General features: G+C 47.6%; 11 protein-coding genes. 4 read left to right on the top strand and 7 right to left on the bottom strand.

Annotated features, from left to right (window positions below):
* Positions 1-43: 43 nt before the first annotated feature.
* The gene (locus KK062_RS03480) at positions 44-2,020 is read left to right on the top strand and encodes a calcineurin-like phosphoesterase C-terminal domain-containing protein (RefSeq protein WP_254082839.1); all 1,977 of its coding nucleotides are present in this window, start codon (positions 44-46) and stop codon (positions 2,018-2,020) included.
* 67 nt (positions 2,021-2,087) lie between these two features.
* Here the strand turns inward: KK062_RS03480 and KK062_RS03475 are convergent, their stop codons facing one another.
* Complete coding sequence (locus tag KK062_RS03475; protein ID WP_254082838.1) at positions 2,088-2,999, bottom strand: TerC family protein; 912 nt, start codon at positions 2,997-2,999, stop codon at positions 2,088-2,090.
* 280 nt (positions 3,000-3,279) lie between these two features.
* Positions 3,280-5,565, bottom strand: a complete 2,286-nt coding sequence (locus tag KK062_RS03470) for a monovalent cation:proton antiporter family protein (RefSeq protein WP_254082837.1) — start codon at positions 5,563-5,565, stop codon at positions 3,280-3,282.
* A 548-nt stretch (positions 5,566-6,113) separates the two neighbouring features.
* On the opposite strand from KK062_RS03470, the gene KK062_RS03465 reads away from it, so the two are divergent.
* The 3 genes from KK062_RS03465 to KK062_RS03455 all read left to right on the top strand — a co-directional run bounded on the left by KK062_RS03465 (position 6,114) and on the right by KK062_RS03455 (position 9,365).
* Positions 6,114-7,232, top strand: a complete 1,119-nt coding sequence (locus tag KK062_RS03465) for a sensor histidine kinase (RefSeq protein WP_254082836.1) — start codon at positions 6,114-6,116, stop codon at positions 7,230-7,232.
* The gene (locus KK062_RS03460; RefSeq protein ID WP_254082835.1) at positions 7,229-8,560 is read left to right on the top strand and encodes a sigma-54-dependent transcriptional regulator; all 1,332 of its coding nucleotides are present in this window, start codon (positions 7,229-7,231) and stop codon (positions 8,558-8,560) included. The genes KK062_RS03465 and KK062_RS03460 overlap by 4 nt, the downstream gene beginning before the upstream one ends.
* A gap of 409 nt (positions 8,561-8,969) precedes the next feature.
* On the top strand, positions 8,970-9,365 hold the full coding sequence (locus KK062_RS03455) for a toxin-antitoxin system YwqK family antitoxin (protein ID WP_254082834.1): 396 nt from the start codon (positions 8,970-8,972) through the stop codon (positions 9,363-9,365).
* A gap of 303 nt (positions 9,366-9,668) precedes the next feature.
* On the opposite strand, the gene rnk is transcribed toward KK062_RS03455, so the two are convergent.
* From rnk to KK062_RS03430, 5 genes are all read right to left on the bottom strand, one after another.
* Positions 9,669-10,088 carry a nucleoside diphosphate kinase regulator gene (gene rnk, locus KK062_RS03450; protein ID WP_254082833.1) on the bottom strand — a complete coding sequence of 140 codons (420 nt, stop codon included), beginning with the start codon at positions 10,086-10,088 and terminating at the stop codon, positions 9,669-9,671.
* 147 nt (positions 10,089-10,235) lie between these two features.
* Positions 10,236-11,936, bottom strand: a complete 1,701-nt coding sequence (locus KK062_RS03445; protein ID WP_254082832.1) for a PepSY-associated TM helix domain-containing protein — start codon at positions 11,934-11,936, stop codon at positions 10,236-10,238.
* A 293-nt stretch (positions 11,937-12,229) separates the two neighbouring features.
* Complete coding sequence (locus tag KK062_RS03440) at positions 12,230-12,550, bottom strand: hypothetical protein (RefSeq protein ID WP_254082831.1); 321 nt, start codon at positions 12,548-12,550, stop codon at positions 12,230-12,232.
* Between the two features lie 86 nt (positions 12,551-12,636).
* Positions 12,637-13,842, bottom strand: coding sequence for a DUF4374 domain-containing protein (locus tag KK062_RS03435; protein WP_254082830.1), 1,206 nt, complete (start codon positions 13,840-13,842; stop codon positions 12,637-12,639).
* 19 nt (positions 13,843-13,861) lie between these two features.
* Positions 13,862-16,168: a TonB-dependent receptor gene (locus tag KK062_RS03430; protein WP_254082829.1), complete on the bottom strand. Its 2,307-nt coding sequence runs from the start codon at positions 16,166-16,168 to the stop codon at positions 13,862-13,864.
* Positions 16,169-16,386: the final 218 nt, after the last annotated feature.

Raw genomic sequence — 16,386 nt, 5'->3', positions numbered from 1 at the left:
ATGCGCGAACGTAGTGATGAAAGAAGTATATAAACAGCGAAACGTGAAATACACAAGGAGACATTTTATAAAATTAGGAAGCGTTACAACGCTGGCAGGACTCGGTGGACTGGGATTCAGTTTTGCCGGCTGTCAGGACGATGGTCCGGTAGATGAAAATAACAACCTGGGCATCCGGGGAGTTTCTATTCCCTCCAGCCTGGACGTTACAGCAGGAACAGATATAACCCTGCAAGGCACGGGATTTCAGGTAGGTGACACGATCGAATTAATGCGCTCGCCCGACGGAATAATCTTTACCGTGGGCGTTACGGCCATCGCGAATAATTCCGCGACCTTCCCGGTGCCCGACGGAATCACCACAGGAACCTATTCCATAAAAGTTATCCGAGGCGCGGACAGCCTTACGCTGGGACGCACACTGCTAAATGTCATAGCCGACACAGACATTCCGGATGTCGCGGGCATGACCGTAAAGGGTATTGTCTACTGCGATGGCAAAGGCGTTGCCGGCGTGATTGTATCGGACGGATCTGAAGTAACCGTTACCGACAGCAAAGGTATATACTACCTGCCTTCTCTCAAGAAGACCGGCTTCGTTTTCATTTCTATTCCTGCGAACTACGAGGTGGCCAGCCTGGGCAATGCGCCGCAATTCTTCAAGCGAGTGAGCAATAACACCACCGCCGTAGAGCAAAAAGACTTTTCACTGATGAAGGTGAGCAATGAAAAGCACGTTGTCATACCCATGGCCGACTGGCACCTTGCCAACCGTAACAACGACCTGGAGCAATTCAACAGCAAGGTTCTTCCCGATGTCAACGCAACCATCGAGCAATACGCCGCCGATGGCACGAAAGTATATGTGCTAACCCTGGGCGATATGACCTGGGAACTTTATTGGTACAGCAACGGATTTGGGCTTAACGAATATATTCCGTACATGAATAAGCTGAAAAGCCCGGTCTTTAACCTAATGGGGAACCACGATAACGATCCGTATTACGCCAATGACTGGGATGCCGAAGAAAAATACCGCGACATCATCGGTCCCACCTATTACTCTTTTAATCTTGGCAAGATTCACTACGTGGTGCTGGACAATGTAGAGTACGTAAACAACGGGGGCGCCGTGGGAACCATTGGTGACCGCAGCTACCGGGACAATGTACATAACGACCAGATCGAATGGTTGAAAAAAGACCTGGCCACAATCACCGACAAGAGCACACCGATTGTACTGGCCATGCACACGCCGTTGTATGCAAATCCCTCGCTCGGCGCGGCAGGCACGCAAGTGAACAAAGTCGATATGACGAACGGCAGTACCCTAATCGAATGTTTTCGGGATTTCTCTACCGTGCACGTCCTGACCGGACATACGCATATCAACTACACCGTGGAAGAAAAGGCTTCTATAATGGAGCACAATATCGCAGCGATCTGTGCTACCTGGTGGTGGACCGGCAAGAATGGCTACGCCGGAAACGATACTTGCCGGGACGGAAGTCCGGGTGGATATGGCATCTGGAAAATGAATGGCCGCGACATAGCGTGGCGATACAAGAGCATCGGCTACCCGGAAAACTACCAATTCCGTGCGTACGACCTGAATGCTGTCCACATTACTGCTGCCGTGTTCGCCCCAAAATCGACCGACGGTGCACTCGCTAAATTTGCAGGCTCTTATGCCGCGCAACATGCCGGCAACGAAGTGCTGCTCAACGTGTGGGGCTACGACAGTCGGTGGAAAATTGAGGTGACCGAGAACGGAAAAAGTCTCACCGTGAATCGCGTGAAGGTGCTCGACCCGCTGCACATCGTTTCCTACGAAGCGCTGCGACTGAACGCAGGCGCCCAGCCAACCGATGCCTTTGTCTCAACCGAGACAGCACACATGTTCAGCGTCACAGCCAGTGCACCCGATACGACACTGGAGATTAACGTCACCGACCGGTTTGGCAATGTCTATACAGAAAGCATGGCCCGGCCAAAGCAATTTGGGCTTTTGATGAAATAGTAGTTGTGATTTGGCGCGGGTACTTCCAGTAAAATGAGAAGACCCGCGTCATTATCGGCTGGGATAGCTATTTCTTTTTTAGAACCACCGATACGATCATCGAAATAGCCAACAGGAAAGCAATGATGATCAAGGAAATTTCTATCGGAATCTTGTAGAAATCCACAATTACCATTTTCACACCCACAAATACGAGTATCGTTGCAAGTCCGTACTTTAAGTACGTAAAATACTTTTCAATTCCCGCCAGGGCAAAATATAAGGAGCGCAGACCCAGTATGGCAAATACGTTTGACGTGTATACAATGAAGGTATCGTCCGATATGGAGATAATCGCCGGAATCGAGTCAACAGCGAAAATGAGATCAGTACCTTCTATCAACATTACCACGATAAACAAAGGCGTTGCCCAAATGCGGTGATCACGCTTGACGAAAAACTTATCACCTTCAAACGATTCAGTAACGGGGAACATCCTTCGAACAAATTTCACCATGGGATTCTTCTCAGGGTCCAGGGGTTTGTCTTCTCCGAAAAGCATACGGGCGCCGGTGAAGATGAGAAATCCCCCAAAAACGTAAATCAACCAATGAAACTTGTGAATAAGCTCTATGCCGGCGAAGATAAAAATCACGCGCATCACCAGGGCACCAAATATGCCCCAGAAGAGAACCTTATGCTGGTAAGCATCGGGCACCCGGAAATACGAGAAGATCATAATAATGACAAATATATTATCAATGCTCAATGACTTCTCTACCACGTACGCGGTAAAGAACTCGAGCGCCTTCTCCTTATCAAAATAATGATAAACGAAAAGATTGAATAACATTGCAAGAACAATCCAGACAGCAGTCCAGGTGAGCGCCTCCCTGACGGATACTGTATGGGATTTTCGATGAAAGACCCCGAGGTCCAATGCCAGCATGCCGATCACAAAAAGGCTAAACGAGCCCCAAAGTATAATTTCTTCACTCATGATTATTGTTGTTCAATGCTGTCAACAGGCAAACCCTTGCATCGACATACATCCATTACTATCGAAACGAAACATCGCCGTTAAAGTTGTCTGACTTCGAATATAGCCCATATAGTTGGATCGAACTTTGCTCTATAAACAGAAAGGTTTTACGACTATGAAAGCAACTACAAATTCAGGCGTTGATTATATAATGGTTGCCATTGTCATCCTATACCTCATCACGCCTTTCCTGGAAACATGCGCGAGGCAAATGCCTGGATAAGCGTATTGCGGCTTTTCAAGCCGCGGGTGGAAGCTTGATCTTCTTAAAAGCTAGTATTTTTTTCCTTTCGCCTACTATCCAAATGATATCACCCCACTCCAAAGCGGTTGTAGACTCTGGATTCAACAATCTGTCATTGTTCCGCTCGATTCCTATTACAACGCCGTTTGTCCGTTCCCGCAGACCAGACTCACGAATCGTTAGTCCTTTCAACTTCGTGTATTCATCTACCACCAGTTGGTCAAAGACAATTTCGTTGATATCAACGTCCGCGACCTCATCGTTTAAAGGCGCAACATCGAAAACAGGTTTAAAAACCCCAATCTGAGCGTCGGTGGCAACTATCCCAACCTGGTCGAAGGGCAAGATGTACTGATCACGGTCTGGAACGTGGATCAGCTGCTCACCACGTTTAACATAGACCACGTTGATTCCATACTGCTCACGCCAGGCAAGTTCCTTTAATGGCTTCCCAATGTACGGTGCATTAGGCGGAGCTTGTAACTGAACGATATGGGCATCCCAGGGTATAAGCCTGGTTTGGAAATCGACATTTTTTCGAAGGACTTGTGCCGAAAGAGTATTAGCGGATTCCGTTTCCCTGGCGTTTAGGTTGGTAAAGAATCGTGACTCGAGCCTTTTATAAAAGGCTTTCATTCGTTTCGTAAACACAAATAAGGTCGCTATGATTACGACAGCAGCAATCAAAATAGCGACTTGATTGGAGGAAAGTTGAAAGGCCCAGAAACCGATCAGCACAATCCCTAACAATACCCTTCCTGCTTCCAATAACACAAGTGGCCCTCTGCTATACTTCTTGTCGAGCCACAACTCTTTATAGGAACTATTCTCTGGCTTCCTGGTCATCAATGCCCACAGAAAAGGTAGCCCGACTGCGAAGGAAATCGCCAGTGCAAGCACGCCGCGGGTAGTCTCATGCTCGATCGTCTTATTTAGATAAGGCATTAAGAAGTTCACGGAAAGCCAAATCAAAATGAGCAACAGAATGCCGTTCGCAAGCACAATGTTGCGATACGATTTTAACGCGATGTTCCAATGGGTTTCAGCGCGGATGGATTGTGTGCCGACCGAATAGGCATTGAGTCGTTTGATCCATCGCTCGGGAAGAAAACGCTCCAGGAAAAAATACAACGGCTCCGAGAATTTAATCAGGTACGGCGTAGTGAACGTGGTGATGGCAGACGCGCCCACGGCGATTGGAAAGAGGAAGTCGGAGATGACACCGAGCGAAAGACCTAACGTTGCTACGATAAAAGCGAATTCACCAATTTGGGCCATACTCATTCCTACCTGCACCGACTGTTTCAACGGCTGCCCTGAAAGCAACGCGCCCAACGTCGTACTAAAAAGTTTTCCAAACAACGTGAGTACGGTAACAATTACCACCGGCCATCCATATTGGATAATCGCCTGAGGATCGATCATCATACCGACAGAAACAAAAAACACCGAGCCAAAAAGATCTTTCACCGGCTTTGTGAGATGCTCAACGCGCTCGGCGGATGTGGTTTCGGCAATGATGGAGCCCATGATAAAGGCTCCGAGCTCTGCAGAAAAACCAACTTTTGTGGCTAAAACAACCATGCCGAGGCATAGTCCAATGGAGAGGATCAACAAAGTCTCTTCGTCCAGCAGCGCCTTCGCTTTTTTTAGCAGTGTCGGCAAGAGAAAGATGCCAGCAATGAACCAGAGCGCCAGGAAGAACACCAGCTTGACAATGGTAAAAATGATTTCGCTTCCTTCGAATTGCTTGGTAACAGCGATGGTTGAAAGCAACACCATCAGGAGAATAACAACAATGTCTTCGACCACCAAAACTCCAAAAACAATTCGGGCATATTGCTTTGTCTTGACGCCGAGCTCATCAAATGCACGGATGATGATGGTGGTGGAAGAACTTGCCAGCATACCCCCGAGAAACAGGCTGTCCATGGTTGACCATCCCATCCATTTTCCGGCGAAATAACCCGCGACAGTGATGAAAGCAATTTCGACAAGCGCGGTGATGGATGCTGCGCCACCAACTCTCATCAATTTCTTAAAACTAAATTCAAGGCCCAGGCTAAACAACAGAAATATCACACCGATCTCCGCTAAGATCTCAATGTTTTTATGATCTGCTACTGTCGGCAGAAAATGGACGTGTGGCCCGACCAGGAAACCCGCGATGATATAGCCAAGCACAAGCGGCTGCTTGATCTTTTTAAAAATCAAGGTAGTAGTGGCGCCGGCCATAAGTATCAGCGCCAGGTCACGTATCAGATCTGGTAAGTGTCCCATGCCACAAATTACATGTTTGGAAGGAGAAAACGGCACGCACACGTGCCCCCGAGGGAAATAGCGCAATCAGCCAGCATATTCGAGATTAAAAAATCCGATATCTGGTGACGTTAGAAGGTTGTCACAGACCCGCGGTCACTTAGCCGTACGGATGGTTCCGCCCTGGCGTTTGTCGTGATGCAACAAGGGTTTGACAATCGAAAAGCTGATGGCAACAGCGGCCGTAAATTCTATCCACGGCCACGCAACGGCATCCGCGCAATAATCTGACAAAAGGATAGCAAGGCAGAAAACACACAACGTACGCATCGTTCCGCGAACATCCTCCGCGCTATCTTTTTCGTGTGTTGGTATACGGTTCATGTATATGACCATGCACTTCCTGTGCCATATAATTTCGCGCAATTTAACCGGCAGCGCCGCTTTTCCGGAAACGTTACTGGAGCGAAATTACCCACCGGGCGAAATTACCCACCCGCCCATCAATAAAGCCGAACCTTTACCGCGCTTTCCTGTTTATGTAATAACTTCGCATGAACGTATACACTATGAATTCAAACGAATTTAAATTACGGGAACGTGTAAAAGAATTGAACTGTCTTTACAAGTTGTCCAGAGTTGCCTGGGAAGCTAAGAATGATTTTGATGTGATCGTATCAAAGACACTGGAAATCTTGCCCACCGCCCTGCAACATCCTGACGCTGCCGAGGCATGTATATCAATCGACTCACGCGACTATTCAACGCGCGGTTTTGATAAAACAACCACCGTGATTGCGGCAGAATTACGGTTTGACAAGAAGAAATTTGGGACTGTCAAAATTGGTTATCGAGGCTCCCGGTCCAGGAAAGAGAAAATGGAATTCCTTCCGGAAGAAAGCCGTCTCTTAAAAGCGGTCGCGCAGGAGCTGTCGCTTGTGATGCAACGCGCTTCCATGGAAGAGGAGAAGCACAAGCTCCAGGTGCAGTTGCAGCATGCGGAGCGACTCGCATTTGTAGGAGAGTTGTCCGCTGGAATCGCGCACGAGTTGAATGAACCACTTGGCCGGGTATTGGGCTTCGCGCAATTAATCAGAAAAGCGGGGAGTCTTAACGAACAACAGGAGGAAGATCTTGAACGGATCATCAAGGCATCACTCTATTCACGGGAGATCATTAAGAAGCTGATGATCTTTTCCAGGCAAATGCCACAACAGATCACGAAAGTTAATTTGAATACGATCGTTCACAATATTCTGTATTTTATTGACGTGCGATTTCAAAGCCGTGGGATTACCATTATAAAACAACTGGAACCAAACCTGCCCGAAATGATGGCCGATGAGGTTCAGATGAGTCAGGTTCTTGTCAATCTTATCACCAATGCCGTCCATGCCATGCCGGGTGGCGGGAGCATCCATGTAATAACCAAAGGCAACACCACAAACGTGAAGCTTATTGTGAAAGACACGGGCATAGGAATGACTGCAGAAGTTAAAGATCGGATTTTTGAACCGTTCTTTACCACGAAAGAGGTTGGACAGGGAACGGGCCTGGGGCTGTCCGTGGTGCAGGGCATCGTAGACTCACACAACGGTCAGATCAGCGTAAACACCTCCCCGGGTAAGGGAACAAAGTTTGAAATCCAGCTGCCATTAAAACAAGAAAAGAAAAAGCGATCGTCATGAAACACGCAGGTAAAACAAACATTCTTGTCGTTGATGACTCTCTGGAGACAGTCGAGTTAATCAAGCGAAACCTCGAGAGCGTCGGCTATCAGGTTTATAGTGCAAACAATGTTCAATCTGCGGTGAAGCTATTGGAGACTTTACAGGTCAACCTGGTGATAACCGATTTGAAAATGCCCGGCGAAAGTGGAATCGAGCTCGTGCGACACGTCTCCGAAAACTATAAGGGAATGGGTACACTTGTCATTACCGGGTTTCCGTCCATCCAGGGCGCTGTTGAGTCTATCAAGATCGGTGCTGAAGAATATCTTGTAAAGCCGTTTACAGATGAAGAATTGTTTAAATCCGTCGAACGTGTATTGGCGAAAACATCGAAGTATAAAAAAGAAATTGTTTCAACTGTCCCTGTCAATTTTGGAATCATCGGCAACTCAGAAGGCATGCACCATGTTTTCAAAACAATTAATAAGGCAAAAAATACCAATGCTACTGTGCTGATCAACGGCGAGAGCGGAACAGGAAAGGAACTGGTCGCGCGTGCGCTGCATTATGGTAGCCACGCATCGGCTGCCCCGTTTGTCCCGGTAAACTGCGGTGGCATTCCCGACGCGCTCCTTGAGAGTGAATTGTTCGGCTATGTGAGAGGTGCGTTCACGGGCGCAACCGAAACGCGTGCAGGTTTTTTTCAGACAGCGGACGGCGGAACCATTTTTCTGGATGAAATCAGCAATACCAGCCTGGCCATGCAGGCAAAACTTCTGCGTGTACTGCAGGAGAAGGAGTTCTATATGGTAGGTTCGAAGAAACCCATGAAGGTAAATATCCGGGTTGTCGCCGCCACCAATGTCGACCTGATGCAACTCGTAAAGAAAGGATTATTTCGGGAAGACTTGTATTACCGGTTAAACATCATTAGCATCGACCTGCCGCCGCTCCGTGCGCGGGATAAGGATATTTTGCTATTGCTGGACTTCTTTCTGAACAAATACGTCCGCGAATTGGCAAAGGGGCCCATGCAATTTTCGAAGAAGGCGTTGAGATCCCTCACGGACTATGCCTGGCCGGGAAATGTGCGGGAGTTGCAAAACCTGGTGCATCGGCTGGTGATCATGGCCGATGAGGACACAATTGACACCCCCGACCTTCCCGAGAGCTTCCGGTATTCAGCCACACGAAGCAGAGGCTTGACCCGAAAGCTGGCCGACGTAGAGCGGGACTATATTTCGGATGTGTTAGCCGCCAACAAAAACAATATTTCACACACGGCGCAGATACTCGGAATTGATCGCAAGACACTTCGTGAGAAGCTTAAAAAAACGAAAGACTAGGCTGGGGAGAATTTCCCCGGTCGGAGATCTTTGCTCCATCCTTCGTTGATTCATTCACCGAATTCGCCGCGATAACGCACAAATTAAATGGTATGCCTTTTGGAACACCTCGCCCGGGGTGCAACACTATGCAAACGAATACCATCATCGAAAATCTCGTGGCGCGCGAGTTAAAGGCGCTTTGTGGAGCATGCGTTCATCAGTATGAATGTATTTATCATAAGACCTCCACAAAAGCGATCATTCAGTGCGAGCTCTTCAAACTTGACCGGGAACATCTGACGGATTCCGATGCTACACGTGGTTTATGCACAGCCTGCGACCATGCCCATCATTGCACCTTGCCCGGGAGAAAAGACGGTGTTTGGCGCTGTCCTGAATTCAGCTAATGACCAAAAAAAGCATTATTATGATAACGCACGAAAATGTTAAAACGAAACTGATAAAAAATGGAAAGTGGAAAGAATTCAATAAACACGCCGTGCTGATCGCAGAAGGATTTTACCTGGATGGCAAAAAGCATGGAGCCTGGCGTGAGTATTATGATGAGAACGGCAGTATTATGCTGGAAGAGAATTACAAACACGGAATCCAGCATGGCCCATACACCTCTTTTTATCCAAACGGCCAGATATTTAGCAAGGGACAATTTTCTAATGGCCTACGGGAGGGATACTTCAACGTATACGATGAACAGGGAAACAACATACGCAACTTGCTTTTCATCAACAACATCTTGACAGAAGACAGCGACGAGCGCATACCCAGGGACGAAATAGCAGCGCACCGGAAAACCGGCACATAATCACACCTGAGGTTAAATAAAAAAGCACTTGACCTAATGCAAGTGCTTCTTCAGTAAATTACAGCTATGCAATACGCAGCATTTCGGATTTGGAACGAACCCATTCGATAAGCTGCCTCCTCTCCTCCGCATTTAAATACCGAAAAGCCTTTCTAACTTCCTTTCTGAACAATTTCTTGTCGAATGTCATCTTCGACAAAATCAACTTCGAATACTCGAGCATACTGCATTTAAACTTTATTCCCCGCATAATAATTGATTTTAACAATAGATTGGGCTTGGCTACAAGGTCATTTGCATCGCCTATAAATGATAGTGACCCACAGCCTCTGGCTGATAAATGATTTTCACTACTTCAAAACGCCCGATTCCGGTTGGCACCTTCCAGGATACCTCGTCGCCAACCTGACGACCCAACAACGCGGTACCTATGGGTGAGAAGACAGAGATTTTCCCTTCACGTCCATTGGCATCCTGGGGATAGGTGACAGTCACTGTAGCTTCTCTGCCCTGTGATACCTCCCGTAAGAGAACCCTCGAGTTCATGGTTATTACACTTGCCCGGATCCGATCTTGAGGCAACATCATGGCCGTCCTGAACTTGCTGTGCAAATGCTCCACGATCTCAGGCATCTTCTCCTTCAATGAAGAAAATCCGATCAATCCCGTTAATCGCTGGTAATCGTTTGTTGTTATGATTATTTTATCCGCTATACTTCTCATACACCCCAAAAGATGCATTATCCATGCCAGAATAAAATAGCGTAACAGTATGCGCCCAGGCCATTAAAGCAACCCTATGGAGTGGTCCATAATTACCCAGTGGGTAGGTTGTGCGCACCACACCGCTCGAATGCGATAATCCGCTCGCTATAGAACCGCTTCCCGCGTACGTCGCGTCTTTTTCTCTACTGCAGTGACCGATCCAACTTCCTTAATCGCCTGCGCCTTCCAAACCTTCATCAACACCACCACACTAATTACCGCCAGCGATAAGAACAGCAGATCAATAAACAGTATATCGTACGCCCGTCGCGCGTACGTATTCCAAAACCAGTTATCCCTTAAGATACCATCCAGCAGCGGCAACAAAAAGCACGTCACCGCAGACAGCAGCGTCGTCTGCCGGTTCGTTACTGCCAAATCTCTGCGTACAATGAAGTAAACGCCCAGCGCCAACCACGAGTAGAAATACCAGTGGTAAATTTCCGACTGCCCGGCGTTCTTTAAAAATAACAGCACAATCATCGTGAAAGCTGTCACCGGCAGCATCGACATACAAGCGGCCATAAACACATTGGCTGTCCAAAAGTTAAACACCCGCTTATGCTTCGGTATACTATTCTTATCGCGAGCCACCAGCCAAATCAGAATACCGGATATAATCACTACACACCCCATAGCGCCCAGCACAAAATACATCACCCGCAGCGGCCGACCTCCGAAGTCACCGAAATGCAAGTGATAAATAAGTGCCTTTACCTTGTCGATATAACTGGCATGCTCTGCCGGCAGGGTTTCATGAAGGACCTTCTGATCGCGGACCCGATAGATGGTCTTCCCGGATCCGGCGAAGCTTGCATCCGCCAGCGGCTTGGAAAGCACGACCACGTGCATATTATCATCCTGGTAATTCTTAATAGCCACGCGGCTTATTTCCCCTCCCGTTATTTTCTGCTCAACGCCTGCGATGTAATCGTTCAAATCAAACGTCGCCGCCAGCGGCTTGTACGCATACCGAAACTTCGTGCTATCAGAATACTCCAGGCTCTGATACATCTTCTCACTATCGCCTTTATACAGATAAGTAGCATACGGCGTCATCAAAAACGTATTCGCAATCAGCACAATCCCTGTCACAGCAAAAATGAACTGGAACGGGAATTGAATCACCCCCAACCCTGTATGAAGATCCGTCCACACCGTCTTCCATTTTGCCCACGGCCTGAACGTAAAAAAGTTCGAAACAATCTTGTCCCAATGCAGCATCAACCCCGTGATAAGCGCAAACAGAAAAAGGAATGACACAATTCCCGCCAGCAAATAACCAAACGGCGCGCCCAGGTAAATGGGAATAACATTCAATTGAGCAAGAAAATGAAGCCGATACAAAAATTCCCCCATATCATATCCCGCCTGATATTCGACAACTTTCTTCTGCCCGAAATTGTACGTAAAGAAAGCCGAGTCATCATTTCCCCCACGCCCTCCGCGGCCTCTACCCCTACCCTTCTTTCGCTCCTCCGGCTTCTTCTTCACTTTCGCCTTCACCGTGCTATCATGCGAAGCCGACATGGACACATACGCGCCCATACCGTGCCGTTGCATGGAAAACTCAATATCGCGACCTTTCAACGTATGATTCGCCGCAAGCGAATCCAGCACATGCTTAAAATCTCTTTCTGTAACACCGCGCTGTGCCGTGATCGATTCATTTTTCTGCCACGCCGCAATATCATCCTTGAAAAAGGAGAACGAGCCCGCAAAAAACATCACGTACAACAACGCGCAAATGAAAATGCCACTGATGGTATGCGTATGGAAGTAAATATTGTAGTTACGATTATCCATGGCCGGCACTTAAGAGATCAAATAAGGAAGTAAAAATAAAAGGGTAAGGATGGCATAAGCCGCCCAAACTTTCCACACGTTCCTGACAAGGAACGCCACAAGCAAAAGAATCGCCCACAGAATGTAGCCCGTGAAAAAAGACGTAACAATAACATTCTCTGACGGAAACAGCTTTGTCAGCAACATGTGGAAGCTAAACATAACCGTATATCCGCCGACAACGCCGGCCAGTATCTTAGCCAATCGCAGCCACGGTGATTTCGTCAGGTATTTCTTATTGGCAGGCATAATGATCAAATTAAAAATTCCAGCATCAGAAAAAACGCATACAGCACAACCACTCCTGTTTCATTTACATACCGAAATGGGTTAACCAGCACCGCAAGCGATCCGACACCCATCAAACCAATTATACTCGCACATATCCCCGTCATCCACCCAAACCGTACGACAAACAATACGGCAACAGCCAGCAGCAGTGCCGCACTCAGGATGCGACAGGCCTGTTTGTGACGCAGCAGACTGCGCAGGTATGCCGGCGGATCGACCTGCTCCGATGTGATATACCAAAGCTGAAAAGCAATCAACTGGATGAAGTAGAATGTAGTGATCATAAGAAAGGTTCTCAATGGGAAGACTCGTTAGCCTGACGTTGGTGCGCCGGTGCTAACGAGTCTTACTTAAAAAATTACTGCTTGTATTAGTCCAGGTGCTGGATAGCCGTAATTCCGCCGCCTTCGACTTCCAGGCCTCGTGTTGCGGTCTGCGTCGTTACGTCAATTTTGTATACGTAGCTAACGCCAGTTTTCAGCGTTACACCCAGGTAACCTGTGCGGCCATCTTTCGGCGTGTAATTATTCGTGGTAAGACCAACGATGTCTGCCACTTCGGGAAGACCTGTAACAGGCTTATACGTCTTATCCACTACATTGACAACACCTACGTGGAGACCCGCGGGGTAAGCAGTTCTTTCTGATTCAGTCTGAGAATGAACAATATAGTTGTTGTTGCCCACGTACAGCCATGACGTGATATTCATGCCGCCGCTCGCGGCCTCTACGTCGAAATAATAATCATCAAACTCCGTCGTACCGGCTTTGATACGGGTAATAGCAGACTTCTTCGTAGACGATAGCTCGCCGTTGGTTGTTGCGGCAGAGGGTGAGTATGCGTACACATCGCCATTTTCAGCCACATTAAGTCCGTCCTTGAAGTAGCTGCCGATAAAGCTGGTCCGATCGTCTTCAATGACCTTTTCCAGTTTCATATCGGCGTAGTTAAACACTGCAATCCAGGCCTGATCGGGATAATCTGTATTAAAGTTTCTGTCTTTGATCGTCTGGTACGGCGCGAACACTTTGTTGCCTACCTGTTTTACCCACGTAAAGTGTGCCAGCTCTTCCAAGCCTGTCATCTCCAATGTATTGATGGTACCCTCGGAAGTTATGGTGAGGCTTTCGGTGTTGACCTTATACCACAACGAGCTGGGGGCAGTGAGATTTCTCGAAATTTTTATCAACAGCAGATCATCGTTCACAGGCGCAAATGCTTGCACGGTCTCTGTCTGGAAATTTGTTAACTTATTCAGTTTACCGTCCAAAATATTGTACGCCGTTACCGCGCCCGGGTTGCCCTGACCGTAGAGCATGCTGAAGAACTTGTTATTATGCGTTACATAGTAGCGGTATGTGCCGTCTTGCTCGATACCGTTTCCTTCCGTTGTTATTTTACCAGTATCCAGGCTGCTGGCAGTCAGCAGGTAGTCGGCAACGCCAGTAGCTGCAAACGGCGTTACGGTCAGAATGAAGTTACCGGAGTTCGCGGCATCGTTGTCATCGTCATCCGAGCACGATACCACAAATGTCATAGCAACAAGCAATGCTGCCAGTTTGATTTTAATATTCATATATATAGTTGATTATTGATTATTTGTCTTTGTTAAGGAAATAGCGAACGTTTACGTAGAACGCACGGCCGGGCTTCTGAAGGCTGAAGTTGTCATACGGCAGAGCATTGGTGATATTTCTGGCTTCTACACCGACATTATAGCGACCATCCTTCATACTGTATACAATGTTTATGTCGTGGGTTGTCTGGCCGGGAATATCAAGCTTATCGCCGCCACGACTGGGCCAATACAGATAGAATGCGTGAACATATAACAGGTTGTAGCCAATGTTGAGGCGATCGCCCTGCGCACTTATGTTTCGAAGCGTAATCGATACGTCCGCATTACCAAACAGGAAAGGCTTGTTTGGCATCTGATCCTTATACACCGGGCTCACACCCGTGAATTCAGGCTCATACATCTGCATATTCCGCACGAATTGATACGTAAGCGTGCCTCCTGCGGACAACCATTTCTTATAGGAATACCGGATTTCACCATCACCACCCACGGTCCTGACCCCTTCGCGGTTATCGGAAACGAGCGCGGATTGATTTTGATTAAGGATTGGAAAAATGTAATCGGTGGCATCGCGGTAAATAGCATTGGCATTTACCAGGAACCGGCTGCTGGAACTTGTCGCAAAGTTGTAGGTCACACCTACGTTTATATTATTACTCTTCTCCGGCAATAGGTCAGGATTGCCTTGCTGGTTTTCAACATCTCCGAACAGCTCCGTCGCTTCGGGCATTCTGTTCGTAAGCTCGTAAGACCCCTTCAGTTGCAACGCACGCGAGAAGAAATAGGTCGCCACGATACCATATCCAAGTTTGGTGGTCGTTTCGGCGGGCGTCTCTACATATTTGACAACCCGTTGGTTGATATACTTACCAAACACAGACACGTTCACTTTATCCTCCACCCCATATGCGTAGCTCATACCCAACACATTTTTCTGTGTCTCCTGTGGAGGATCGATCATCGCCGGGCTGAGCACATCCGCGCCATTGCGATCGAACGTGGTAAATAAGTTGCTCATGGCAAATGTGTGGCGATCCGACAGGCGATAATTGATGGATGCCGTGGCGATCCCGTTATTGTTTTTATACTTATACAGGCTCCGGGATCTTTCGCCGCCGGCGCCGGATCCATTCGGCTTGCGGTTGCCATACCAGTCAAAGCGGGCATTGACCGTGTCGATATTTTGCTCGGTTCCTAAATTGAAGTTGGCGTTAAACACAACATCCAGACCTTTGATCAAATCCTGCTTTTTGTATTTGATCGAAGGCATCACAATATCCCCGCGGCGGTGCCAGCCGCCAAAGACAGATACCATTCGGGCACCCGTCTGAATTTCTTTATAGTTCTGTCCGAGTGTTATACCAAATAACAGCTTATCCGCATACTTTTTTTTCAATACACCTACATTAGCAATGAGGGTTTCATTGTGATAGGTGTCATGAAAACGACGCACCCAGGCATTCGGCGTATAAGCACCGGTATAGATATCGGCAGCATCTACCTTTACTTTGTAATCATTATCAGAGTAATTCTGAAAGGCGTTTATCTGTACCGTCAGACCGGTTTTTGATGTGACACCAGCATTGATAACTGTTCTGTGGGTATTGAAGGAGCCGTAGGAATACGAGACATCCAAATAATTTCTATAGCGTTCGCTGGTAACAATGTTGATGGCACCGCCCAGTGCGTCAGAACCCAGCGATATCGGCACAACACCCTTGTACACTTCAAGGCGCTCTGCCAGGTTAATGGGAATATTATTAATTTGAAAGGAAGAACCAAATCCCTCCATCGGTATGCCATCTATAAAGTACCGTACGTGGTTGCCGGAAAATCCGTTCAGGGAAAGATCGAAACTCGACCCGACGCCACCTGATTCACGTACGCGTACACCAGACACACGGTCGAGAGCGCCTGCCAGGTCGAGTGTTGTATTGTGTAATTGCGTGGCATCGATGGCCGTGACATTATAGGCCAGCCGGTTTACCTCTTGCACATCGGATCGGCCCATCACCATGACCTCTTCCAGTTCGGTAGAAGATGGCTCAACATGAAGCGAAATTGCCGATTCTTCGCCCGCAGCTACGTGTATAGATTGTTGTATAGATTGAAAGCCGATACCCGTAATGAGAAGTATATAATTTCCAGGCGCAACGTTTTCGATGACAAACGAGCCATTCTGGTCGGACGCTGCACCGAGGGAGAGGTCTTTGATCTTGACCATCAATCCTATAGCGGGCTCACCTGCTTTGTCAAGTATAGTACCGCGAATCGACCCTGTCTGTGCTTGCGATGAAATACCGCACACACATAGCAAAGCCATGAGCAAAATTTGTCTACTTTGCATTGCTTTTAAATGTTCCGTTTAATTGCTCCGGGTTACCGGATAGCCGTACGGTTGCCGCCGTACGGCTTTATTTTGTGCGATATTAGATTGAGTTTAGAATAGTTCCAAATAAGTACCCGAAGTTTCCGGTTTTACCTCTATATAGGGTAGTAGCGCTCGGGAATCAATACCCTGTACAGGGGACTGAAAAACCA

It is taken from the genome of Dawidia cretensis, from assembly GCF_018598175.1.
GTDB lineage: Bacteria > Bacteroidota > Bacteroidia > Cytophagales > Cyclobacteriaceae > Ohtaekwangia > Ohtaekwangia cretensis.
The sequence above is the reverse complement of the archived record's forward strand: the minus strand, read 5'-3'. Positions and strand labels throughout refer to the sequence as shown.